Origin of the sequence: Mesorhizobium sp. (assembly GCF_004962925.1) — a bacterium.
Taxonomy (GTDB): Bacteria; Pseudomonadota; Alphaproteobacteria; order Rhizobiales; family Rhizobiaceae; genus Mesorhizobium.
The window spans coordinates 140,661-165,025 of the sequence record NZ_SUEO01000001.1 but is presented as its reverse complement, the minus strand read 5'-3'; the positions used below and the strand labels follow the sequence as shown (position 1 = coordinate 165,025).

At 58.5% G+C, this 24,365-nt stretch carries 21 protein-coding genes and 1 pseudogene; 14 read left to right on the top strand and 8 right to left on the bottom strand.

Features of this window, described 5'->3' with window-relative positions:
- The first annotated feature begins 409 nt into the window (after positions 1–409).
- On the top strand, positions 410–814 hold the full coding sequence (locus E5W87_RS00800; protein ID WP_292223346.1) for a hypothetical protein: 405 nt from the start codon (positions 410–412) through the stop codon (positions 812–814).
- Here the strand turns inward: E5W87_RS00800 and E5W87_RS00795 are convergent.
- The 5 genes and pseudogenes from E5W87_RS00795 to glyA form a co-directional block, all read right to left on the bottom strand.
- Positions 734–903: pseudogene (locus E5W87_RS00795) on the bottom strand (transposase); the annotation flags it as partial. The gene E5W87_RS00800 and the pseudogene E5W87_RS00795 overlap by 81 nt on opposite strands.
- 724 nt (positions 904–1,627) lie before the next feature.
- Positions 1,628–2,662, bottom strand: a complete 1,035-nt coding sequence (gene tdh, locus E5W87_RS00790) for an L-threonine 3-dehydrogenase (RefSeq protein WP_292223149.1) — start codon at positions 2,660–2,662, stop codon at positions 1,628–1,630.
- 65 nt (positions 2,663–2,727) lie between these two features.
- Positions 2,728–3,741 carry an adenosine kinase gene (locus E5W87_RS00785; protein ID WP_292223152.1) on the bottom strand — a complete coding sequence of 338 codons (1,014 nt, stop codon included), beginning with the start codon at positions 3,739–3,741 and terminating at the stop codon, positions 2,728–2,730.
- A gap of 101 nt (positions 3,742–3,842) precedes the next feature.
- The gene (gene metK / locus E5W87_RS00780; RefSeq protein WP_063169265.1) at positions 3,843–5,018 is read right to left on the bottom strand and encodes a methionine adenosyltransferase; all 1,176 of its coding nucleotides are present in this window, start codon (positions 5,016–5,018) and stop codon (positions 3,843–3,845) included.
- 57 nt (positions 5,019–5,075) lie between these two features.
- Positions 5,076–6,413 carry a serine hydroxymethyltransferase gene (glyA, locus tag E5W87_RS00775; protein ID WP_128242920.1) on the bottom strand — a complete coding sequence of 446 codons (1,338 nt, stop codon included), beginning with the start codon at positions 6,411–6,413 and terminating at the stop codon, positions 5,076–5,078.
- 100 nt (positions 6,414–6,513) lie between these two features.
- Between glyA and E5W87_RS00770 the strand changes: the two genes are divergently transcribed.
- Complete coding sequence (locus E5W87_RS00770) at positions 6,514–6,714, top strand: hypothetical protein (protein WP_292393032.1); 201 nt, start codon at positions 6,514–6,516, stop codon at positions 6,712–6,714.
- A 1,138-nt stretch (positions 6,715–7,852) separates the two neighbouring features.
- Here E5W87_RS00770 and E5W87_RS00765 read toward each other — a convergent pair.
- Both E5W87_RS00765 and E5W87_RS00760 read right to left on the bottom strand, forming a co-directional pair.
- Positions 7,853–9,787, bottom strand: a complete 1,935-nt coding sequence (locus tag E5W87_RS00765) for an HrpF/NolX family T3SS translocon protein (protein WP_292393030.1) — start codon at positions 9,785–9,787, stop codon at positions 7,853–7,855.
- A gap of 301 nt (positions 9,788–10,088) precedes the next feature.
- Complete coding sequence (locus E5W87_RS00760; RefSeq protein WP_095486058.1) at positions 10,089–10,787, bottom strand: secretin N-terminal domain-containing protein; 699 nt, start codon at positions 10,785–10,787, stop codon at positions 10,089–10,091.
- 187 nt (positions 10,788–10,974) lie between these two features.
- Here E5W87_RS00760 and E5W87_RS00755 point away from each other — a divergent pair, with 187 nt between their 5' ends.
- The 12 genes from E5W87_RS00755 (at position 10,975) to E5W87_RS00700 (ending at position 20,526) form a co-directional block, all read left to right on the top strand.
- Positions 10,975–11,484, top strand: coding sequence for a nodulation protein NolB (locus E5W87_RS00755; RefSeq protein ID WP_292393028.1), 510 nt, complete (start codon positions 10,975–10,977; stop codon positions 11,482–11,484).
- Between the two features lie 9 nt (positions 11,485–11,493).
- The gene (gene sctJ, locus E5W87_RS00750) at positions 11,494–12,357 is read left to right on the top strand and encodes a type III secretion system inner membrane ring lipoprotein SctJ (protein ID WP_135937770.1); all 864 of its coding nucleotides are present in this window, start codon (positions 11,494–11,496) and stop codon (positions 12,355–12,357) included.
- Complete coding sequence (locus E5W87_RS00745) at positions 12,350–12,988, top strand: nodulation protein NolU (RefSeq protein ID WP_337126767.1); 639 nt, start codon at positions 12,350–12,352, stop codon at positions 12,986–12,988. The genes sctJ and E5W87_RS00745 overlap by 8 nt, the downstream gene beginning before the upstream one ends.
- Entirely contained in the window at positions 12,985–13,608 is a 624-nt protein-coding gene (gene sctL / locus E5W87_RS00740; protein ID WP_135932615.1) for a type III secretion system stator protein SctL, read from the top strand. Before E5W87_RS00745 ends, sctL begins: the two co-directional genes overlap by 4 nt.
- A complete protein-coding gene (sctN, locus tag E5W87_RS00735) occupies positions 13,605–14,963 on the top strand; it encodes a type III secretion system ATPase SctN (protein ID WP_024505372.1) in 1,359 nt (452 codons plus the stop codon). The genes sctL and sctN overlap by 4 nt, the downstream gene beginning before the upstream one ends.
- Positions 14,939–15,451: a hypothetical protein gene (locus tag E5W87_RS00730; protein WP_292393026.1), complete on the top strand. Its 513-nt coding sequence runs from the start codon at positions 14,939–14,941 to the stop codon at positions 15,449–15,451. Before sctN ends, E5W87_RS00730 begins: the two co-directional genes overlap by 25 nt.
- Before the next feature lie 89 nt (positions 15,452–15,540).
- On the top strand, positions 15,541–16,569 hold the full coding sequence (gene sctQ, locus E5W87_RS00725; protein WP_095769044.1) for a type III secretion system cytoplasmic ring protein SctQ: 1,029 nt from the start codon (positions 15,541–15,543) through the stop codon (positions 16,567–16,569).
- Complete coding sequence (gene sctR / locus E5W87_RS00720; RefSeq protein ID WP_029354851.1) at positions 16,562–17,227, top strand: type III secretion system export apparatus subunit SctR; 666 nt, start codon at positions 16,562–16,564, stop codon at positions 17,225–17,227. Before sctQ ends, sctR begins: the two co-directional genes overlap by 8 nt.
- Positions 17,228–17,256: 29 nt before the next feature.
- Positions 17,257–17,505, top strand: coding sequence for an EscS/YscS/HrcS family type III secretion system export apparatus protein (locus tag E5W87_RS00715; protein WP_081714428.1), 249 nt, complete (start codon positions 17,257–17,259; stop codon positions 17,503–17,505).
- Between the two features lie 8 nt (positions 17,506–17,513).
- Complete coding sequence (gene sctT, locus E5W87_RS00710) at positions 17,514–18,332, top strand: type III secretion system export apparatus subunit SctT (RefSeq protein ID WP_292393024.1); 819 nt, start codon at positions 17,514–17,516, stop codon at positions 18,330–18,332.
- Positions 18,329–19,366: an EscU/YscU/HrcU family type III secretion system export apparatus switch protein gene (locus E5W87_RS00705; protein ID WP_029354843.1), complete on the top strand. Its 1,038-nt coding sequence runs from the start codon at positions 18,329–18,331 to the stop codon at positions 19,364–19,366. The genes sctT and E5W87_RS00705 overlap by 4 nt, the downstream gene beginning before the upstream one ends.
- 356 nt (positions 19,367–19,722) lie before the next feature.
- Positions 19,723–20,526, top strand: a complete 804-nt coding sequence (locus E5W87_RS00700; RefSeq protein ID WP_024505378.1) for a hypothetical protein — start codon at positions 19,723–19,725, stop codon at positions 20,524–20,526.
- Between the two features lie 542 nt (positions 20,527–21,068).
- Here the strand turns inward: E5W87_RS00700 and E5W87_RS00695 are convergent.
- Entirely contained in the window at positions 21,069–23,183 is a 2,115-nt protein-coding gene (locus E5W87_RS00695; RefSeq protein ID WP_292393022.1) for a hypothetical protein, read from the bottom strand.
- Between the last annotated feature and the right edge of the window lie 1,182 nt (positions 23,184–24,365).

The window sequence follows — 24,365 nt, the reverse complement described above, 5'->3', positions numbered from 1 at the left end:
TCTCGGAACTGGTCCGAGTCGGAGGGACATGCAAGTCGCTCGGTGGCAATAGGCGCGGGTGAGGACCAACTGGCGGGCTCAAATACGCCGGTCGGCGAACCCACGACGCCAGCAACCCGCGTGCGATTTCTCGTTGCATCATCTCTCCTACGTGCAGCCCCTACGCTCGCAAGGCAGCGTCGCGGCTCAGAGCCCGATTCCCACAGAGGGTAGGGTTAGCTTTCGAGAAACTGATTGAACAAATCGATTATTTGGATCAAATGCATCCACGGTATGGATGCAGCGCCGCATCTTCAACGACTGCGGTGTCCTGATGGATTGTTGTGTCTGTCGTGCTCTGCTTTTTTCGCTGTCCTTCAAGGCTGGCGAGCCTGGTGGAACCTGCGCGTCATTGGCTGTGGTAGCTTGAATGCTCAAAAACGGAGCGCCCTGCGGAAAGCCGCTCTCAGATTTCCAAAAAGCGTTGCAATCTGGTCCTAAAGAGCACTTCGCGCTCGACACCAAAAATAGGCGAGGAAAACTGACGTCTGACAGGGATGTACATGCAACAGCCGATTTGCGGCACCAGCAAACGACCGCGTTCAGGCTGAAGATCGACGACCAACGGCTCCTCGATTTCCGCACCGACCGCTTTTACAAGCTCTTCCTGTGCGGGCGGATGCCGGCAAACAGCAGCACAGGGTCAGCGAAACCGGGAGCGGGCCTGCTTGATCGCCATGATCACATTGCCGCTGTCGCGCGTGCGGAGCGGAATGCATTCGGTCCAGCCGGCGGCAATCCCGGTCAGCACCATCGTCTGCACGAAGCTCCCTGACGAAGACGTGCCCGAATGCGCTCAACAAAGCCGGGCGGCGGATCTTTCCAATCGCCGAAGGTGCGGGCTGGCACCGAGCGGCGAACTGCGAACTCATTCCTGCCCGGCGGCGCTGGCCGCCGCGAGCGTCGATGCGGACCCAGCCGCTCCGAATCCTCCCACAACACGATGAGCGCGTCGCGGACATCGCTGCCGTAACAGCGGCTGCGGCTCTTGCCCGCAGACGGCCTCTGCTCACGACGGTTCATAAGACGGATCGCGCGCTTGCGAATAATAGCCGCTTACCGCCTCGAACTCATCCAGAATGCGCCGCTTGTCAACGCCGCAATAAAGCTCCACGATCGCCGCTTCACCGTGTCGCCATGCTGAGCCGCGCCATCCTTCCCCCGAACCGGAATGGCACGACCTGTCCATCCCCTTTGGAACAGGACACTATTGGTAACATTTTGCTTGAGGCAATGCGGCTCGTTGCCTTCCTTAATTCGCTGACCGGAAGGTACCGGAAGTCGTCTAACGCATCTTACCCGCTGAAACGGCGGCAACACCTCGACCTCAATCGCAGATCTTAGGAAATAGACGATCGCGTGGGGGCCTGTGAGCATCCGTTCACCGGGTTTCCGTCATCGGCTGAGGCGAATTGCCACCATCGACCGTTATCGGATGGGCCGCGATACGTCGCCGTATCATGATTAGCGGGCGCACGTAGCGGAGCCATAGCTCTCCACCCAGCCATGTTCCCCTCGTTGGAAGATGTCCGGCGGACCAGAGGGTGCTGTCCCGTCAGCTTTTCCTGAAGAGCGGCCAAGGCAATCCCTACCAGTCCATCACCACCTTGCCGGAACTGCCGCTGCGCATTGCATCGAAACCAGCCTGAAAATCGTCGATGCCGATGCGGTGGGTGATCAGGCCGGAGACGTCGAGTGGACCTTGCACCAGGGCGATCGTCTTGTACCAGGTCTCGAACATCTCGCGGCCGTAGATGCCCTTGAGATGCAGCATCTTGAAGATGACCTTGTTCCAGTCGATTTCGAAGCCGGTCGGCGCAATGCCCAGAATGGCGATCTTGCCGCCATGGTTCATGGTGTCGATCATGTCGCGGAAGGCGGGGGCTGCGCCCGACATTTCAAGGCCGACGTCGAACCCCTCGGTCATGCCGAGCACCGGCATGACATCGCGCAGCTTTTCCTTCGAGGCGTTGACGACATGCTGCACGCCGAGTTTCTTGGCCAGCGCCAGCCGCACCGGGTTGATGTCGGTGATCACTACTTTGCGCGCGCCGACGCATTGCGCGACGAGCGCGCCCATGATGCCGATCGGCCCGGCGCCAGTCACCAGCACGTCCTCGCCGACCAGATCGAAGGACAATGCGGTGTGGACGGCATTGCCCAAGGGATCGAAGATCGCGGCAATCTCATCGGGCACATCGTCGGGGATCGGCACGACATTGTGCTGCGGGATCGCCAGATACTCGCCGAACGCGCCCGGACGGTTGACGCCGACGCCGAGCGTGTTGCGGCACAGATGCCCTCGCCCGGCGCGACAGTTGCGGCAATGGCCGCAGACGATGTGGCCTTCGCCCGATACACGCTGGCCGACCTTGTATTCGGTGACCGCTGCGCCGAAATCGGCAACGGTGCCGACGAATTCATGGCCCGTCACCATCGGCACCGGCACCGTCTTCTGCGCCCACTGGTCCCAATTGTAGATGTGCACATCGGTGCCGCAGATCGCCGTCTTCTTGATCTTGATCAGCGCGTCGTTGGGGCCGATCTCCGGCACCGGCACCTCTTCCATCCAGATGCCCGGTTCGGCCTTGGCCTTCACCAGCGCCTTCATCATGTTCGACATCAGGATTTCCCTATTCCGTGATTGCGCTTCTGGCGAGATAGCCTGCACAACGGGAAGGTAGGCCACTAACTCGTTTGAAGGTCCGGAATGGTCAGCCCCGCCTGCTCGGCCTCGCGGCGCAAATTCTGACGGGGCCTGGGGCCGATCTGCTGGATCACCAATCCGGCTGCCAGTGAGCCAAGGTCGCCGCAGGTCTGCAAGTCGCGGCCTTGCGTGTAGCCATGCAGGAAGCCGGCGGCATAGAGATCGCCGGCGCCTGTGGTGTCGACCAGCTCCTTGATCGCGGTCGCCTTGATCACCACGGTCTCGTCGCCGCGCACGATCACCGAGCCTTTTTCCGATCGGGTCACGGCGGCGATGCGGCAATCCTTGCGGATCTGCGCCAGCGCCTCCTCGAACGACGATGTCTGGTAGAGCGACTTGATCTCGTGGCTGTTGGCAAAGACGATATCGACGGTGCCCGAGCGCATCAGCTCGAGGAACTCGTCTCGGTAGCGGTCGACGCAGAACGAATCCGAAAGTGTCATCGACACTTCGCGGCCTGCCGCGTGCGCCAGCCTGGCCGTCTGCCGGATCGCTTCCTTGGCGCGCGGCGGATCCCACAGATAGCCTTCGAAATAGGTGACCTTGGCGCCAGAGGCCTTGTCGGCTTCGACATCCTCAGGCCCGAGCTCGACGCAGGCGCCGAGATAGGTGTTCATCGAGCGCTCGCCGTCGGGGGTGACGAAGATCATTGAGCGCGCCGTCGGCGGCTCGCCCTTGAGCGGCCTGGTGTCGAAGGCGACGCCTTGCGCATGGATGTCGTGGGCGTAGATTTCGCCCAGCGCATCGTTGGAGACCTTGCCGAAGAAGGCGGCGCGGCCGCCGAAGCTGGCGACGCCGGCCGCCGTGTTGCCGGCACTGCCGCCGGACGCCTCGATCGCCGGACCCATGCGGCTGTAGAGCAGCTCGGCGCGCCTTGTGTCGATGAGGTTCATCGCGCCCTTGATGATGCCGTTGGTCTCGAGGAATGCATCGTCGCACTGGGCGATGATGTCGACAATGGCATTGCCGATGCAGAGCACGTCATAATCCGGCATCAAAATCTCCGCCAAAAACCCGAGCCGGCTTCTTGCCATGCCGGCCGGGCGTGGTCTCGCGAGTTGAAATGGGTTGCCGCATGCGCTTGATCCAGCCGCCCTCACGCAGCTGCCGGTCCTGCTTCACGCAGCAAATCGTCAGCTTTGTCCGTCTTCTCCCAAGTGAACTCAGGCTCTTCACGCCCGAAGTGTCCGTATGTCGCCGTCTTGCGGTATATCGGGCGTAAGAGATCAAGCATCTTGATGATGCCTTTCGGTCGGAGATTGAAAACCTCGAGAACAAGGCGCTCGATCCTTTTTTCCTCGATCCTTGCGGTTCCGAAGGTATTGACCATGACAGAAACCGGACTGGCCACGCCGATCGCGTAGGCAAGCTGAACCTCGCAGACCTCCGCAAGGCCGCTGGCAACGATGTTCTTCGCGACATACCGGGCGGCATAGGCCGCCGAGCGGTCAACCTTGGATGGGTCCTTGCCCGAAAAGGCACCGCCGCCGTGACGCCCGGTCCCACCGTAGGAATCGACGATGATCTTCCGTCCTGTGAGGCCGCAGTCGCCGGCAGGCCCACCGACCACGAACCGCCCTGTTGGGTTGACCAGAAATCTGATCCCCGAAGTATCCAGGTGGGCCGGCAGGACCGGTTTTATGATCTCCTCAATGACGCCTTCGCGGACCGTGGCTTGTGAGACCGCTTCGTCATGCTGCGTCGACAGGACTATGGTATCCAGCGCCACCGGGCGGAGCCCTTCGTAGCGTACGGACACTTGAGATTTCACGTCCGGACGCAGCCAGCCAAGCTGTCCCGCTTTCCGGACCTCGGCCTGTCTTTTCGTCAAATGGTGAGCGAGTTGGATCGGCAGGGGCATCAATGTATCCGTCTCGTTGCATGCGAATCCAAACATGATGCCCTGATCCCCTGCCCCTTGCCCGAGATCCTGCCCTCGTCCTTCATCAACGCCCTGGCTTATGTCGGGCGACTGCTCGGTGAGGGCCAGAACGACGGCGCAACGTCGACCATCAAAGCCAATCGCATCATCGTCGTAGCCAATATCGAGTATCGTATCGCGGGCGACTTGGCTGTAATCGATGTGGGCATGGCTGGTGATCTCGCCAGCCACAACGACCATCCCCGTCTTCACCAACACTTCACAGGCGACGCGCGCCTTCGGATCGGTGCGCAGGACCGCATCGAGAATGGCATCGGAGATGTTGTCTGCCATCTTATCGGGGTGTCCCGCGCCGACGGATTCGGAAGAGAACACGAACTGCCTGGTCATAAAAATGCCCTCGCTTCAAGTGCTGGAGTTAGTGAGGAGTTTCTGGATTGGGGTGGCTTATCGGTCGGGGATGCCGGGAACATCGAACGCAGTGCAGAAGTCGGCAACGTCTCTTCGTACGCTCGCATGAACTTCCTGGTCATCGGGCTGGCGGCAGACCGAGTCGATGAAAGCGGCGATCTGCACCATCTCCGTTTCGCGCATGCCCATGGACGTCACCGCTGGTGTCCCTAAGCGGATGCCGCTTGTCAGCGCCGGATGCCGCCGGTCGCCCGGGACCATATTGAAATTCGCAATGATGCCTGCACGCGATAAGCGCTCCGCATAGGCTTTGCCTGACAGCGGCCGGTCCCGAAGATCAAGGATCAGCATGTGATTGTCAGTGCCCCCGGTGACGAGTTCATAACCTCGCTCCAGAAGCGCCTGGGCCAGAGCCTTGGCGTTGTGGACGATCTGCTGACCGTAGACACGAAAGGACGAGTTCGCTGCTTCCTGCAAAGCGACGGCAAGCGCGGCGATAGTATTCATATGCGGTCCGCCTTGCAGAAGAGGGAACACGGCGCGGTCTATACGTTTGGCCAGATTGTGTTTGCTCTTCGGATGATGGAGGGGCTGATAACGGTCTTCATTCCTTGATAAAATGAAGCCACCCCGGGGACCGCGGATCGACTTGTGAGAGGTGCTGGTGACCACATCGCAATGGGACACGGGGTTCGGATGCACTCCTGCGACAACCAGGCCGCAGATGTGGGCGATGTCAGCCACCAGATACGAGTTCACCTCCGAAGCAATTTCGGCCATTGCCGCGTAGTCAAAAATACGCGGATAAGCAGTTCCGCCGACCCAAATTAGCTTCGGGCGTTCCCCCTTGGCGGTCTCGCGCAAGTGGTCATAGTCAATTTGCTGTGTCTTTTCGTGCAGCCTGTACGGGACGCGCTGATAATCGCTGCCGGAAAAATTGACGGACCAACCGTGAGTCAGATGGCCGCCTTCGGGTAAAGGCAAGCCCATGACTTTGTCACGGGGGCTCAAAAGCGCGCGATAGACAGCCTGGTTGGCTGGCGAGCCTGAATAAGGCTGGACGTTGGCGTGTTCACTGCCAAATAGCGCTTTCAGGCGCTCGATCGCGAGGGTCTCAAGCTCATCGACGATCTCGTTTCCGGCGTAGTAGCGCGCACCGGGGTATCCCTCGGCATACTTGTTGGTGAAAATCGACCCGGTCGCTTCCAACACCGCCGAGGAGGCAAAGTTCTCGGAGGCGATCAGTTTGAGAGTTGTCCGCTCCTGGCGCTCCTGTCTTAGAAGCAGTTCGTGAACGCGGGAGTCGACGGCGGCTAAGTGAGGCCGCCCGTAAGTGTCGGGCTGCGCGATGGCGCCGCCGGCGGAGTTATCCATGGTAGTCGCGCTCCATTTGGACTGATCTATTTCACGATCAAGCAGGCGGTCCCTTCAACCGCGCGTCTTGTATTGCTTCCAGGCGTTGTAGGTCTCTTTTATGATGGCCATCATCGTGGGGCAGGAGATCGACCACCAATTGAGCCAGCCCGCCATCCTTGCCTCCTGCTTGCATATGGTACGAAGACTGCGGACGTCGTTCGTTGCAGCAAAGAAAGTTGGCTCTGCCCAGCCGCCGAACGTGGCGTCGAACCTGCTCGCGAGGCAGACTGGTAATATCGGCCAGCTCGCCGACGGTTAGATCCGCATGCGCGCAAAGGCCCAGGATTCGAAGCCGATCAAGATGCGCTGCCGTCCTTAGGCGATTTACCAGTGTCAACATTGGTTGGCATCAACCCGGACGGGATGCAGCAAGTCGCTAGCCCTTCTATCCCCATCAATCCGCATGAGACCTCTCTCGTCATTTGCTGTAAATCCGCTGGTATGGATGCTAATGGAAGATGGATCACAGTCCTTTCTACGACTAAGACGCCAGATATTGGGGCTAATGTACCACCTGACAGGAGACTACACTCACGAACATTATGTGAATTTTTTTTAACGTTGCTGAGAATCAAGGGTGAGGTTTGGCGAATGTCTCGCCGTCGACTGTCGAATCCTGCCCGACGGGATTATGGGGTGCGTAGCCTGCTTGTCCTTTCCACATGACCAGCGACGATGGGGCGAAGGCGGCAGACATAGCTCTGGAGCATGCTGCGGTATCTTTGGCCTGAAGCCGAGGAAGGCGGACCGTGGCTTCCGCGCCGCTGCCGGGAGCCCGCGAACAGGCCAAGTGGATCAGCCGGGTGTTGCCGTCATAGAGCGTGAGACCCAAAGCTGGCCAGCCGCGCCCTGAGGCTGACGCACCGCTCAGCGTCCACCTTGCTCTCGAAGCCCATCGGCATAGCGCCGATAACGACTTGACCGCGTGCGTGTCGACGAGCGATCGGTGAGCGCAAGGATCGAGGGTGCAGTGCAGGATAATGCTGTTTTAAATCAGCGCTGTTTTCAGCCGACTGCCTTGAGCGTGGGCACAAGGATATAGGCCCAAGGCAGGAGATCATCGTCTGGCTGTTCGGGAGGCCGCCCTGGGCGCGCGACAGCCGTTCCTTCGGCTGCGCCGCTCCGCCACCATCCGCGCCGTGCCTTCCGGAGACCATCCCCGCTGCCGGCCGGCGCCCGTGAAAACCTCGACCCGGCGCACCGGCTCGAGATGGCTGGGCTCAGCGTAACTCTGAAGTCGTCATATACCGAAGCCTTCACAGACTTCGGACATCCCCCTCACAGTCCGATCCAGATGGCGTCAGGAACACCGCTGCGTTGATGCGGATGAACCCCTGCTTGTGCCACAATGACCCTTATGTCAGCGCGCGAGCCAAAGCTTCCGCGCAAGGCGACGGCTAGGATAAGGCAATGCCGACGAAGGGCACATTGCTTGCCACACTCTGGAATGATGGCATGCTCGGAAGGCCTAGGCTTTGCTCAGGGCCGCCTGCAAGGCGCGCTTTGAGGTTATTCACATAGCCTTCTGCGTAGTCCTGCGCCGTCGAGACCGAAAGATCAATGCCTGCCGCCAAGGCCTCTTCCATCAGGTGCTTTACGAGCCCATTTCGAATGGCCAGCTTGACCTCGGGGCCTGCGATAAGGCCGATCGCCTGCGCGGCCATATTGAGGCCAGCTTCCTCCAGCGCTCGCTTCATATCGCCTCCGTTAATGGCCGTACGCAGGAGATTGGCTGCTTGCGACTCAGCCTCGAGAACCATCGAGGCAAGATCGGCTACTTGTCCGAGGCCCGGAATGAAGCTGAGCAGTCCCACCGCCGTTGCCGCCAAGTCGAGCACTTTCGTCTCGATTTTGAGCACGGAGTCGACGACGTGCATGACGGCCCCGCCGTTCTTTTTGGCTGACTTAATGTCAGGCTGGTCCATCAGGCCCATCTTCATGTCCGCGACGGCATTCTGCTCTTCTGCGGTTTGGGCGCCGTGGGTGATTGGCTGCTGAACGTTGCGGTTCGCAGACGACATGTTTGTGCAAAAATGGGCAAAGTCTTTTTTGCTGATATTGCCGGAATCAACCGTATGCCCGCCGCCAAAGTCGAAGAATTTATGATGGGTCTTATAGCCCGTGATCGAATTGTTCAGGAGGCCAAACAGTAGAGGATCTGAAAGGAGCTGAGAGGCTGCTTCCCGCACTTTCGGATCAAGGCTCTTGTCGTCTTTCATTTTCGCCAGTTTGTCGCGCGTCAGAACACCGCTTCCAAAGAACGTGTCCTGATGGTCCTTGATCATCTCGACCGTATTCAGCTCAGTTTGCGTGAGGCTCATCGACGATGAGGCGACTTGCAGGAAATCCTCTTTGTGCATCTTCCCTTTCGAGCCACCGCACAACTGGTTCCAAGCATCGGGGTGATCGAGGAAATATTGCGCCGCCGCAATGACCTGGGGCGGAAATTTGCCGTTTTTCGATTCGCCGCCGACCATTTTCTTGAACTCATCCAGACTCAGGTCCTTGGACAGATTTTCGGAGTACCGGTAAAACTCCCGCAAGGCATCGCTCAAGGTCATGACCGAAGGCTGCAAACCTCCGCTGCCGTCGGATGGTATGTAGTTCTGCTCGTAGCTTTGCGCTTGGGCTTCCTGAAATGCAGCAACTTGTGGGTGGTGGTTTGAAAATCCGGCCAAGTCCTTGGCGTTGATCTTGCCTCCACAGCGGCCGTCGCCCTGCGAGCCAATCGCATAAAAAAGTCCCGAATCCTGCTGCAGTCCCTGGATCGCCGCTTTCAGATCCGGTGGCGTAGAGGGATCATTGGCTTTGTCGGTCAACGACTTCCAAGTAAGCGGGCATTGGTCCTTGTGACGGTTGAGTACCGCAACAATCTGCAACTCAGCCGTGGTCAGCGACCCGCCGTTCCACGTGATTCCGGGGCTCGGCCTGGGAGCCGGCTCGATCTTCGGGGTGACGCCGAGCAGATGTTGGGCTTCAGTCGCCTTGGAGCGTTGCGATTGGTCCTCCTTGAGAGCCGCCCTCATATTTGGCGGCAGCAGATCCAGTGGGTGTTGCTCCAAGCCCTTCAATGTCACGACATCCGGTGCCAGATGGCCCAAAGGGTCCTGCCGCAATTTATCCATTGTCGAATCAAGATTCGACGCTGGCAGATCCCCTTGCGCGAAAGAGCCGGGCTTGTCTGCCAGCACACAAGTGGACAGCATCGCTTCGAAGCACGATGCACTTTGCTGATGCTGGGTCGCAAAATGGGAAACTTTCAGGCCCGGCCAACCCCTTGCGGACTGTAGCGAATTTGAGCGGTAGAAAGTTGAAAGATTGCTGGCCGACATTATGCATCCTCAGACGTGACGTTGAAATCCCCACAAGAGACCCCGACAGAAGATCCCTTGCGTTTCACAAAATTCGACAATTCCAAGCGTCGGCAGGTCACGAATGCGCCTGCCCTGCCTTCAATTGCTGTGTTCCGGGCCGGCTCCAAGGTTCGGTCCAACACAATGGCCGGAGTCACCGCGAGAGCTGCCGGGACTCATCATGAGCGGATTAGCTTTCGAGAAACTGACGAGTTTGCGAAGAGTTCACAAAGGGGTAGCCGCAGTCATGTTCTTCAAAGCTGCGGGAAATCCTCAATGTTCATTTCTTGCCCAGCTCAGGCTTCCCGCCAACGCTATCCTGTTGTGGGATGTCAGAAGAATAAGAAGCATCCGGTCGTCCGTCGCGAACGACCGTAGTGGAGGAGCCACGAAACAAGATCAGCACTGATTCCTTTGGCGTGGCCGCTATGTGAGTCTGCGCCTGCGCCTCCGCCACCAAGCCGTTAAAGGTCTGCTCCACGAGTGCGACGAAGCGCGGTGGACCGGAAACGAAGACGAGGCCATTGCCTGGCACGGGTTTGACCACATAGCGCTCATCGGAGATATCAAGCTTGTCGAGAGCCCCCTTGAACGCATCGAAGCGAATCGACGTCATCAAAAGCATTCGAGTTTGCGATTCTTGTGCAGCAGACACATAGAGCACAAGGCCGTCATAGTACCATTGGAGACCGTAAAGGTTCGTCAAGCGGTCGAGGAACGCGCGCGGTGGCAAATCAGGCATACGTCCGCGAATTCGCCCCTTCACCGCAGGACTGATGTTGACCCTGATATTCAGGTTGTTGCCGAATTCCTGCAACGCTGCAGCGAGTTCCTGATCCAGAACCGTGTATCTATAGGGTGTCGCCGGAAGGGACAGCGGGACTGCGTGCGCCGGTTGAATCCCGGTGGACAGAAAAAACCCGGCACAAAGAAGTCTCAAAACATGCAGGGTGACGGGTTGGATAAGCGTTCTCGGCATGTCGCACTGATAAACCAAACGCTGAAATCATCACAAGTGACTAAATTGCCGAAGAGATTTTAGATTGTCGAAATGACGCCGCCGTTAGTCAGCTTGTTGTCAGCTTGCCCCCCTAGGAGTGTTGCGCCGACACCGGGTGATGAATGGGCGGGGCTCGCCCGGTCAGAGAGAGCAACCGAGTCCTTACATGATGATGCCTGTCACGTCGATCTCTGCCACTCTAACGGCTGGCCTCCCCAGGGTCGGATCACCGTCGATTGTCGAGCAGGCCCAGTTTGAGCGCGCCTTAGGGCATGCAGCCGACTCGCTGAAAAACGATCCCGCCGCGGGGTCAGCGAGTGCGGCGCCAGTTGCTGCGGCGATGGATGTTCAGCGCGCGGCTGCGCCGACGAGCGGCATGGGCGATCGCGTGTTGCAGACGATTTCCTCCCTATATCCACACAACACTGTTTCCTTCCCCGCGCTCGACCATGACATAGCCCTTTCGAAGGGCGCTCTACCGGGACCGGCGCAGAAGCCTCCCGTCTCAGGTGAGGCGGGAACCGGAATCTCGGGCATTCCTCAACAAGGGCAAGACTTCGAAATGATGATGGCTGGTCTTCGGGATGTTTACACCGGCGTCACCCAGGTGGCGCTTATCTCCAAAGGCGTCAGCGGCGTCACATCATCCGTGAATAAACTTTTGAAGGAAGGTTGAACCGCGCGCATGATTGGCTTGGCCGAGGGCGAAATCATGCGTGGCCTGTCAGGGTGGCGGTCGGTTAGACTTGTCATGCTGCCAGTTCTCGTCGCCCTCACTGCTTGCAAAGCCGACCTCTACACGCAATTGCAAGAGCGTGAGGCAAATGAAATGCTCGCACTTCTTGAAGACAACGGGGTCGCCGCGATCCGGGTGGTCGCCAAGGATGGAACCAGCACGATCCAGGTTGACGAAAAGCTGCTCGCCTTCTCAATCAACCTTCTGAACGCCAAGGGGTTGCCGCGCCAATCCTTCAAGAACCTCGGTGAGATATTCCAAGGATCAGGCCTGATTGCCTCGCCGACCGAAGAGCGTGCCCGTTACGTGTATGCCCTGAGCGAAGAGTTGTCGCGGACGATCAGCGATATCGATGGCGTTTTTTCTGTACGTGTTCACGTCGTGCTGCCGCATAACGACCTTGTGCGAGCCGGTGCCACGCCATCCTCGGCCTCGGTGTTTATCAGGCACGACGCAAAAACAAATGTCGCGGCTCTGCTGCCAAAGATAAAGATGCTTGTAGCCGACAGCATCGAAGGCCTGTCCTACGATAAGGTGGAAGTGGTTTTGGTGCCGGTAGAACGGTCCGCACACGAGCAACGGCCCGATCCGACTGCTGTTTTGCCACAAGCATCACTACCTCTTCCTGCGCCACTTCTGGCGACCGTAACAGGTTTTGCCGCAGCCGTATTCGCCGTGGCCTGTTATCTCTTGATCAGCGTTGTTACGCGTCGGCGCAAGCAATCAACCGGCGTTTCCAAGGTCGAGGGGCGCCGGGATGCTTCTGCTGTCGAGGCCATTCGCAAAAGAATGCCTGCAATTGGACGTGGGTGACATCTCATTGCCAATGCCTATACAGACCGCCCGACCTGATGGTCCGCACTTTCCGGGCGCGAGCGAGCTTGCGGCTTCGGCCCATCCGACCCGTCTTGCGGCGCGTCTTGATCCAGCGTTATCGGCCGAAACGTTAGTGAAGTTGCAGAAGTGTTCCAGACTGCATCCAAGGCTGGCAGAATTGCTGGGCAACGATGACGTGGATCTGAACCACATCGGCTGCAGGCCGGACCTTCTACGCGGGCATGATCCATATCGAGCTGCCCTTCTTGCTGGTAGTATCTGGCATGCCCGTTCGCTGGTCGCGTTTGTCTCTCAGCCTGAGCTTGCCATCCTTGTTAAACGCATCGGCGTGGATGCACACGCATTCGGAATCCGACACCTGCTGCATGCTGTTGACAAAAGACTGATCGCGGACCCAGAAAAACTCGCTCAGCAAATCGAATACGATGGACACGCATGTCTTGGGGCTTGGCTCCAGGACAGTTCAGCGACCGAGCGTAACCGCGTGCTTCTTCGATTGCCCGAGGGGACTGCCGCGGAGACTCCAGCACCTGAGCATTGGACCGCCGCCGGCCAATTGCTTTCACTTGTAGTAGCTCATTTTGAGACAGAGACCCCGGTGAAATGACAGTCGAACTTTCCGAGGGGCCAATAGCGCCGCAGATGCGTCCAGTCGGACCACTGATACCCGCGAGCGAGCTCGAAACCTGGCACAGCGCCGCGCAAGCCCTTGCCGCGGCAGAACGGCATCGGCAGCGCGTTCGAAACTGGGCACGCGCCGTTTACCAGCGGGCGTGGGCGCGCGGCCACATGGAGGGCTCGAATGCAGGCACCGAGGAGATGGCAGGGCTGATTGCGGAGACAATCTCCGAAATCGCGCGACGAAAGGCGGCTCTGGAGCAGGAATTGCCGCAGCTCGTGATGGAAATATTGAGCGATCTTATCGGCGCTTTCGATCCGGGCGAGCTATTGGTGAGGGCTGTTCGTCACGCCATAGAGTGTCAATACAGCGGCGCCGAAGTTTGCCTTCATGTTTCTCCCATGCAAGTCGACATGCTTGCACGAGAGTTTGCTCGATGCGACGGCCAGGATGGTCGACCAAGGGTGCGGATCGAGCCCGACCCGACGTTGTCGCCGCAACGCTGCGTGCTGTGGAGCGAGTACGGCAATGTCGACCTAGGACTTGACGCCCAGATGCGCGCGCTGCGCCTTGGTTTCGGGACGCTCTGTGAGAAAGGCGAGCTATGAGAAAGCCCGTCCCAGAACATAACGCTGACGCCGACACTCGAGCTCTCGTTCCAGCAATCTCGTCTTTGAGGGCTGCGGCCAAGCGAATTGACACGCGTGCGGTGCGCGGTCGGATCACGCGGGCTATCGGCACACTGGTTCATGCCGTCTTGCCAGACACTCGTATTGGGGAACTTTGCCTCCTAGAGGACCCGCGAACCGGGCTGTCGCTCGAGGCCGAGGTGATCGGCCTGTCGGGTGATGGTGTATTGCTGACACCGATCGGGGACTTGGTGGGCCTATCCAGCCGCGCAGAGGTCGTGGCCACTGGCCGAATGCGTGAGGTGCCCGTCGGCGGCGATTTGCTCGGTCGCGTGATCGACAGTCGTTGCCGCCCATTGGACGGCAAAGGCGAAATCAAGACCGTCGAAACTCGGCCCCTGCATGGCAGAGCCCCCAATCCGATGACGAGGCGCATGATTGAGCGGCCATTCCCGCTTGGGGTCCGTGTCCTCGATGGTCTGCTGACGTGCGGCGAGGGCCAGCGGATCGGGATTTATGGCGAGCCAGGTGGTGGCAAGTCGACGCTGTTGTCACAGATCGTAAAGGGTGCCGCCGCTGACGTCGTCATAGTGGCGCTCATAGGCGAACGTGGACGGGAAGTTCGTGAATTCATCGAAAGGAATCTTGGTGAAGAGGGCCTTCTCCGTACGGTCGTCGTGGTTGAAACATCCGACCGCTCGGCGGTAGAGCGTGCGCAATGCGCTCCAATGGCGACTGCGCTCGCGGAATATTTCCGCGATCAAGGCCTACGCGTTGCTCTCATGCTGGATTCGCTGACGCGCTTCTGCCGCGCTATGCGCGAAATAGGCCTTGCTGCGGGTGAGCCGCCGACGCGACGGGGCTTTCCTCCTTCCGTTTTTGGCATGCTGCCAGGCCTGCTCGAGCGCGCCGGCATGGGTGAGCGGGGCTCAATCACGGCCTTCTATACGGTGCTTGTAGAGGGTGATGGCACGGGTGATCCAATCGCCGAGGAATCGCGTGGTATTCTCGATGGCCATGTCATCCTCTCACGCGCTATTGCGGCGCGATCGCATTTCCCCGCTATTGATGTGCTGCAGAGTCGCAGCCGCGTCATGGATGCAGTCGTTTCGGGGACACATCGCAAGGCAGCATCCATTTTCCGCGAGCTCCTATCGCGCTATGCCGAGACCGAGTTCTTGATCAATGTTGGCGAATACAAGCCAGGTGGAGATCCCCTGACTGACCGGGCTGTCGCGTCAATCGACGAACTGAGGGAGTTTCTGCGCCAGAGCGAAGATGACGCGTCAGATTTCGAGGAGACGGTCGCATGGATGTCGCGTCTGACCGCGTAAACTGGATTCAGTCTTCGAGGTTACGGCTTCTGAAGGAAATGCAAGAGCGTCGTGCCCTTGGCGAGCTGTCCAAGAAGGAAGCCCAGCGCGATGTGGCCGCCTCAGCCGTACAAAATGCCTCTAGGGAGCTTGCAATGATACAGCAACATTGTTCAAGAAAAGAAGCAGCGCTCTATCAGCATCTGATGTCACTCGACAACTTGTCTAGCGCAGCGCTCGACCGTCACCGCCTTCACACTGAACAGCTTGCCGCTGAGATCGATTCCAGACGGCAGATGCTTGATGATACCCAAATCGCTCAAGAGGAGGCTGAGATGGCGGCGTCCAGGACGAGGGAGCTATGGGTCATATGTTCGGCGGCAAGGGACAAATGGCAACAAATCGAGGACGACGTGCGGCGCGCCGTCGAGACTCATTCGGAGGCCGCAGCCGAGATCGAGGCCGACGATGAGATACTGCTGAAATATGCGAGGGGGTCGCTTGCCTAAATGCCGCGCAACCGGATCCGACGGTCGCAAGAGGTCGTCCGAATGACACGACCGTGCAGTCTTTGATAGGCGCTGCGGTCACACCCGCCATGTTCGAACCAGTTCTGAAACTGTCCCACACGGTTGTCTCGTGGCTCAATGATACAGCAGCGCCGCGCACGCCGTTTCAAAGCCGGATCAACGAGGTGCCGCTATCGGTGCGAACGGCAGGGCTTGTCTGGCAGCAGGAACCTGCTGCCATTCCGATGCTTGACTGCGTCTGGAGAGTGGGAGCCGAAACGGTCATCTTGTCACTGTCGCGCCCGCTCGTAGAGGAGTTCATCACGACAGTGCAGAACGGCTTGGCCTTCCCTTCCGAGCCAACTGCTTCGCTAATTCTCGAACTCGCTCTGGAGCCGCTTGTCACTCGACTGGAGGAGACGACGCGTCTGAACGTGCAACTCGTGCGGGTATGCGAAGCCACGATGCTGGCTCCTCATCTTGAACTCGACATCATTTTCGGCGCGGTCAAGGGCAAGGGCCGTCTATTCCTGTTCACGCCACTTGACGGCTTAGTACCGCCTGCGTTTCGCGCGCTAGGCGAACTGCTTGCCCAGTTGCCGCGGCAGCTGGGCGGGCTGCCTCCAGAGCTCCCGCTCATTGTTGCAGGAGAGGTCGGCACGCTTCGCCTTCCTGCGGCGCTTCTTCGAAGCGCATGTGTCGGTGATGCATTGTTGCCCGATATTGCGCCGTTCGGCCGCGGCCAGATCACCCTAGCTGTCGGCCAGTTGTGCGCCGAGGCGGATCTTGACGGCGATGAATTAATCTTGCGGGGGCCTTTCCGCCCGCGACCGTGTCCTTTGGAGAGTGCGCATATGACACAACCCGGATCGCAACTGGAGCTTACTAAGGATCTCGACGATGTCGAGATCGTGCTTGTCTTTGAATGCGGCCGCTGGCCTATTTCTCTTGGGGAATTAAGAAGTGCCGGCGAAGGGCATATTTTTGAACTTGGATGGCCGATCGACGGCCCGGTCGACATAGTGGCCAATGGTCAGCGTATCGGGCGTGGCGACATTGTCCGCATCGGAGAAGAGCTGGGCATCAGGCTCCGTGGCGGGTTTGCATGCAATGAGTGAAGCTCAGCCGACAATCCTGGCGCTTCTTGCGGTTACCGCCGGACTCGGTCTGCTGGTTTTAGCAGTTGCCACGACAACGGCCTTTGTAAAGGTATCAATTGTTCTTTTCCTCGTCCGCAATGCGCTCGGGACCCAGACCATACCACCCAATGTGGTGCTGTACGCCGCGGCGATGATCCTCACTATGTTCGTTAGTGCGCCCGTTGCTGAGCAGACCTATGACCGCATGTCGGATCCCAAGCTCCACTATCAGACATTCGACGACTGGGTAAGCGCCGCTAAAGCCGGAAGTGAGCCCTTGCGCGAGCATCTCAAGAAATTCACAAATGAAGAGCAGCGGCGATTTTTCCTATCTTCGACAGAAAAGGTCTGGCCAGAGGAAATGCACGCTGCAGCCACGCCTGATGACTTTGCAATACTTGTACCATCTTTCTTGCTATCAGAATTGAAGCGCGGATTTGAGATAGGATTTCTACTTTATCTGCCTTTTATTGTTATAGATCTGATAGTGACAACTATCTTGATGGCAATGGGTATGTCGATGGTCTCACCAACTGTTATATCTGTCCCGTTCAAGATCTTTTTGTTTGTTGCCATTGATGGTTGGTCAAAATTGATGCATGGGCTTGTGCTGAGTTATACGTTACCGGGAGGCTGATCATCACTGAATCCAGCATCATTACTCTTATGAGCCAATCACTGGTGGTTTTCATGATCTGGATTCTACCGCCGCTCATTGCATCAGTGGTTGTCGGCCTCGTCATCGGCATCCTCCAGGCGGCGACGCAGATCCAGGATGAAAGCTTGCCGCTCACCGTGAAGCTTCTGGTCGTTGTCGCGGTGATTGGGCTGTTTGCTCCTGTGCTAAGCGCCCCGCTCATAGAGCTAGCCGATCAGATCTTCACCGAGTTTCCCGCAATGACACTTAGCTACTAGTCCGCCCCATGGAAGCGCCATCGGCCGATATTCAAATTCTGATCCAGACGGCTCTCGAACTCGTCGTTGCGGCAGGTCTTGGGGCAGCCCGCGCGATGGGCATCATGCTGATCTTTCCCGTATTCACACGCTCGCAGATCAGTGGGCTGATCCGGGGCTGTTTGGCTGTTGGCTTCGCACTACCATGCCTGGCACACGTCAGCGGCGGATTGCCGGCGCTGGATCCTGATACACGCCTGATCCAGCTAACCCTGCTCGGATTCAAGGAAGTTTTTGTCGGTGTACTCCTTGGCACTTTTCTTGGCATTCCGCTTTGGGGCCTTCAGGCTGCCGGGGAGCTTATCGACAACCAACGCGGCATCAGCAGCCCGACCGCTTCGGCCGATCCCGCGACGAACAGTCAGGCTTCCGCGATGGGCGTTTTTCTGGGGATCACTGCGATTGCCATATTCGTCGGATCAGGAGGCCTGGAAACTTTGATCAGTGTCCTGTACCGCAGCTACTTGATCTGGCCGGTGTATCAGTTTCACCCGACACTGAGCGGGCCAGGAGCAATGGAGTTGTTGGGGCTTCTCGACCGCATAATGCGCACGGCATTATTGGTATCGGGGCCTGTCGTGTTCTTCCTGATACTGATTGATATATCGATGATGCTGCTGCGTCGCTTTGCCCCGCAATTTAAGGCGAGCCAACTGTCTCCGGCAATCAAGAACATTGTCTTTCCAGTTCTCATGGTCACCTACGCTGCCTATCTGGTGGAGAGCATGAAACTGGAGGTCACACAAGCCAACGGCGTGCTGGAGTGGTTCGACAAATTGCTGCCATGAGCGACACAAGTGAAGAGAAGACACACGCCGCCAGCCCGAAGAAGTTAAGTGAAGCGCGCAAAAAAGGACAGCTGCCACGTAGCTCCGATTTCGTCCGCGCGGTCGGGACTTGCGCTGGGCTCGGCTACCTTTGGCTAAGAGGCAGCGTGATCGAGGACAAATGCCGGGAAGCGCTCCTATTAGCCACCAAGTTGCAGAGCCTACCTTTCGATACCGCGGTGCCGCAGGCATTGGTTGTGCTCGTCCAACTCACCGTCGCGGCTGTTGGCCCGCTGCTTGGAACCCTCGTCGCCGCGGTGATTTTGGCCAGCCTGCTAGCCAATGGTGGATTTGTCTTCTCTCTGGAGCCGATGAAGCTCAGCTTTAAGAAAATTGACCCCTTTGAAGGGCTGAAGCGCTTGGGGTCTGCTCGTTCCATGGTCGAAGTCTGCAAGACCATGTTCAAGGTATTGGTTCTCAGCGCAACCTTTTCCATTGTCCTTCTCGGGATGTGGAAGACAATGGTCCCTCTGCCGATCTGCGGCATGGGCTGTGTTGGCCTCATCTTTATGGAGACAAAATTGCTGATGGGAATTGGCGCCGGCGCACTGCTGGTCGGCGGACTGATCGATCTCCTGCTCCAGCGCGCGTTGTATCTGCGCGAAATGCGCATGACCAATACCGAAGTGACGCGCGAGTCGAAGGATCAGCAAGGAGCGCCAGAGTTGAAAGGTGAACAGCGTCGCATCCGCGAGGAGGCGGCCGACGAGCCTGCGCTTGGCGTGCATCGCGCCACGCTGGTCTTAACAGGAAGGGCGGTCCTGATCGGTCTGCGTTACGTTCGCGGTGAAACCGGGGTGCCGTTCTTAGTTTGCCGTGCCGAAGGTGAGCGCGTTTCACATGTGTTGAGTGAGGCGCGGGCACTACGCCTGACGATCGTCCATGACCATGTCTTAGCGCGTCAGCTGATAAGCACTACAAAACTCGGCCACGCGGTTCCTATGCAATATTTCCAGCCTGTCGCGAAAGCATTCTTTGCCGCAGGCTTGGCCTAGTCATTGGAAGTCCACGACTGCCCAGTTCAAAACTGACCTGGCTCCATGCTAGTGGCAAATGTCGGCTGGCCATCCGTGCCCCAGTGTCTCTGCCAGGCCAACCGCGCAACCGCGGGCCTGGGGCAATCACTCCCCTCGGATCTGCCACCCAGCAACTACGGCAAGTCCTCCGGGCATGACCTTGCAGCCTCTGCTGGCCGGTGCGTGGCGCAGTCCGAGGTTTTGAGGCCGGCAGTGCGGATTTGATTGGTGCAGCCGTTGGAATGCCCTCGTCAGCTAGTCGTCAACTAAGCGCCCTATGTTGAACAGCCGTGCTAACTTGAGCTCGGTTGCGAAACATAGGAGTACGAATCGTCATGTATGGTCGAATTGGTGGCTCATCCGATAGTTACCGCGCGCATAATGCCGGCGAGCAATCGGATGCAGGAAGCGAAGGGTTCGCGGACACATTTGCCCGAATGCACTTATCCGGATCGGAAGGTAGCGGCGCCTCATCATCGGCGGCTCCCCAAGCATACTCCCTCAATTCCCGACCTCCTGTGGTGGAGATCAACAGGACTTCCTTCAGGAGACAGGTGAGGCAATTTCATGGTGATGAAATCACGCACATCGCCGACAATCCTCAAGAGTATTCGGAGTTCGTATCGTCACGAGCCAGGCGCACCGCGGACGTTGCTCAGCAATATGGCATCCGTCGAGATACGGAGCACGCGCGATATTTCAGTTACCAATTGGGAGACCGGAGTGCCGGACTGCTGAGAATGGAAGGCGGATTCAGCATGAACGAGTTCGAATCGGAAAGTTGGCGGGAACAATTTCCTGGTCGAACTGAGGTCACTTCCATAGTGGATCTTCAAGTCGCCCATCCGCTCGTCGAAAATGCGGGCGATATTCTGCTGGAGCATCAACTTCGGATAGACGGCGACCGACCGTTGCTGAATTGGCGTGCGGCTAATCCGGAAGCACAAGCGCGCGCGCAGACGATGGGGTTTGTTGAAGTGGATCATGGCGACCTGGTGCTTGACCCTACGCAGCATCCCGACAAATGGACGAAGAACAGTGCCGGTGAGTGGCAGCGTGCAGGCAAACCTCCACTCTATCTCCACAAAACCGAGGACAGCGACAGCAGCGATAGCGGGTCCGACGACGATTTCATGTGATTTGTCGACCCGCCGCCGAGCCTTGCAACTGGTGACGGTTGCAAGGCTGTTGGCAGTGAATGCTAATTGTCCGGCGACAGCCCCGCCTTAGCGCCAGCGCCGCCGAGCAATCCAGCCCATCTCCCAGACAATAAACTGCGGATGCGCATCGTGGGTGCTTGCGAGCGGATTGTATTCGGGCCGGAACTCCGCCTCTTGGATACGAGCTCTCCCGAATCCAATTTTCTCCACCACACCGTTGGGTCGTTGCGATGCGCCGATCCCGATCGGATCGGCTATGCCTGCTCCGCGCTCGCAGGAAGACCTTCCGCCTCGATCTTGGCGGCGCGATCTCGGCGATAAGTTGGATGGGAGGCAAGATACGCCGCCACGTCAACAGCAGGTAACGCGACATCGCAAATCGGCCCTGACGGTAGCCGATCGACTCCAATCGCCGGACCGCAACTCGCGCAGCGGCATTCGCGGTTTGGCCAGGAGAAATGCTCGCTGACTCACAGCGTGGCCGGCCGCATTCTGCCCTAGACCCCAAAGTACGTGCCCTGTCATGCAGCCTGCGCCGACGGGAGCTCGGCACGCGAATGGCGTGGTTGGCGGCCAAGCCCCGAGGTCAACAAGGACTTACAGAAAGCGGGGGTGAGTTTGCCGCGATGAATTATGACCTTCTCGCGACCGGACCTAGCATCGGCTTCCTCTCGCTCTCGATTGTAGCCGCGCTGTTCGTTGGATTTAACGTGGCAAGCGGTGAATTCGGAATCAGCCAGCCCTTCCAAGTTTCTGGCCATGACGGGGCGACTCGTGTGGATGTGCACCCACATCGGGCTCGGCATCGCACCATTGACCAGCATCTTGGGCTGCAGCTTCATCTCAAACAGCTTTCCTGGCTCGCCACGCAGCGCGACCGGTGCCTCCGGCGGCATCAATTCGTCGGCATTGCACAAATGTTCCAGGTATTTTTGCGCCGGAAATGCGTAGGTCTTCATGCAATCAGTCGTAATGCCGGCTTTTCCTTCATTCAATGCGTTGGCCTGTCCCAGCACCATGTTCAGCAACCCTTTGAGCTGGTCTGTGCGTTCGTGCACTTTGGGTAGCTGGGTGGAGGTGAGTAGCAGGCGTACATTACGCCCCTGCAACCCGGCGAGACAGGTTTGCATCTCAATGGCCTGGGCTCGCAGGTACTGGGCCACATCGTCCACGACCTTACCGGCCTCCTCAGGCTTCATCTGGCGCACTTGGGAGACGACGCTTTGCTGACCGGCCAGATCGAACTGCAAAAGTTCGTCCAATCGTTTGAGCCGCTCCGTCAATACCTCCATTGACAACGCGGCGCCCCCGATTGTCGAGCCTGCCCCCGACGAACTCGCAGCCACCTCTTGCGCTCTCACCTGTGTACTCGCAACTTGATCCGAGCGCGCGAGAACCTTGGCTGCTGGCACTGTGCCGGCGTTCGCAGCGACTGGTGTTGATGGCTGCCCGGCGGCAGAAGTCCCGGCGCGAGCTGCCGACTTATGCTTTGACTTCCCTTTCCTTCGCGCTGTAGTGCCTTCTGACACTGCAGCCGTACCAGCAGTGTCAGCCGGTATCGCAGCGCCTGCCCTGGCCGGCATCGCAGCGCCCGCCTGGGCCTGTGGCGCCATGATGGCTGACGGCGGAGACTGCAGGTTCAACAAGTGCATGGCATCGTGCGCAGTGATCCATGCATCGTCCACGATCCGTTCGAACAGTTTCAATGGGAGGCCGGCATCTGGGTAGGTATGGCTTAGCTTGGTATGCACCTCGTGCAACGCCAATCCAAAATCCGAAAGCCGCTCCATGATTTTTTCTACAACCGCGCAATCATGAGCGTTGAGTGCTTTGCCATCATCCATTATGCCCTTCGCCAAAGAGAGGGCGCGAAGAGTTTCTTGACCGGCGCTTGCCATCAGCTGCACCACTCCATTTCGACCGACGAGGAGTTCCTTCAAATCTGGCTCGAACCTGCTCGCCCGCAGTTCAATCTTGGCCCGCGCAAGACCGATCCGCTCACGGACCAGCCAGATCCTGACACTCAGTACCGAGCCGGCACGCAGCCGCAGTGCGCACCGCTCGGCTTCCCGCATCACGGGCGTTCCACTGGATAGGCTAGCGGTGGCAGCGCAGGCGGATCGCTGCCGTTCGGAGCGCCATGCCTTTTTTTCCCACCACTTAATTGCCGCCGTATGGTGGTTCTCCACATTTAAAATCAACAGCTCCTGCCGGTCCGCCTGGGAGTAGGAGTAGAGTTTATCGACCATACCTGCCGCTTTCTTGGTCTTTTTGTCCAATTTCGTGATCGTCGACAGGCCAAGTTTGTCTACTTCATTCGCGGCGTCGCACACGATCTGGCAACATCTACGCACCTTGTCGTCTGGCATAATTGTCTGCGCCTCAGCCGCAGGCAGGCTAGCGCGGTACTCCAGAATTGCTGAGGCTGCATCGACGACCCGACTGATCAGCTCCACCGCCTCCTCGGGGACGTCGGTTTTCCTGGCCGCAGCCTCGCAATCAGTCAGTTGTTGAACAAGACTGTTCATTCTGAGCTGTGTCGGACTGATATCTTCATTTGACGATGAGCTGGTGCCTTCCACCTGCGCGGTTGATAGTTGGCTACCGACCGGCGCCATGGCTTCGCCCTCAGACATGGAGGGAGAACCGCGCCGCCTTGCGGCTGCGCCACGTGGCGCTACGGTTCCGCGTGGTGGCGCAGCGGCTCCACGTGGCGGTGCGTTCAGGATTTGATCTTCGCCAATCGAGGCGCCTGGCAGACTTTCGCGGGCATCGCCTGGACCGCGCGCAACTGGAAGGGAGGAGGGCCTCCTATCGGCGTCCCCAGAGCGCATCTGCTCCACAACGGAATCGAATGACTGTCCACCTTCTCCCGCAGCAAGACTTGATTGCGAAAGGGAACTGCTCGCCCGCCCCGCGCGGCTGGCTCCAGTTTCAGCCTGCGATTTCCGTGGTCGGCCAATGCCCTTCATATTGCGTCTCCGTAGTAGGCGAGAATGTGCTGCTATTGTGCTGGCGGCTGACGAGACCAGCGGCATCTTTCGGTTAACGTCACGGTCAGCCAGACCCGCGACGGCGTAATGTTCCCGCCAAAGTGCTTCTCAGTAGCAGGCCAAGATTGGCCCGAGCTCACAGGACTTTCGCAACGTTGCCATCGATGTCCTGAGATTATCAGCGCTTCAGTCCGCCGATTTCCAGGAACAGCGAATGAAATCAGACCAACTCGGCTAGCTCCCCTTCCTAGACACGTGCCTGACGATTTTATTGAGGCGTCACTCCTCTCGTTCGCCACCGACAAAGTCACACATTTGCTTCAGAGAAGCGTGTGCGTTGCGTATCGCGCGGGAAACCATTTCGATCTATAGTTACAAAAAGTGTCGAGACGGGACCTTTGGATCCGAAGGTCAGGCACGGCCGGCCTAGATAGACCGCTTGGCTGACGATTAGCTGACGATGGGAGTTCTCACGAACAGGGCAAGAAAATCCGACCGCTTCAAGCTTTCGATATGGTGAGAAGAGGATCCGCACCGGCCTCCCAAAGCCGGCAGACCATCCCATGTTCGTACGGTCGCCGACCTTCTCGAAGCCAATGAGCTCACCGCGCCGGGCCGTGATGTGCAGGCGAGAGAATGGTGATGCAAAGACCGAGTTCCTGCTCGTTGCGTGCGCCCGTGGAGCCAGCAAGAATACGGTCATTGCGGTCATGCAGCACGTGGACCGTGTCTCCTGTTCGACACCACAGCATCGAGGATGCAAACGAGCTGCTGCGGCTGCCATTCGGTCGCGGCATGCGTGGACGGCGGGATTGGCCGAACAGC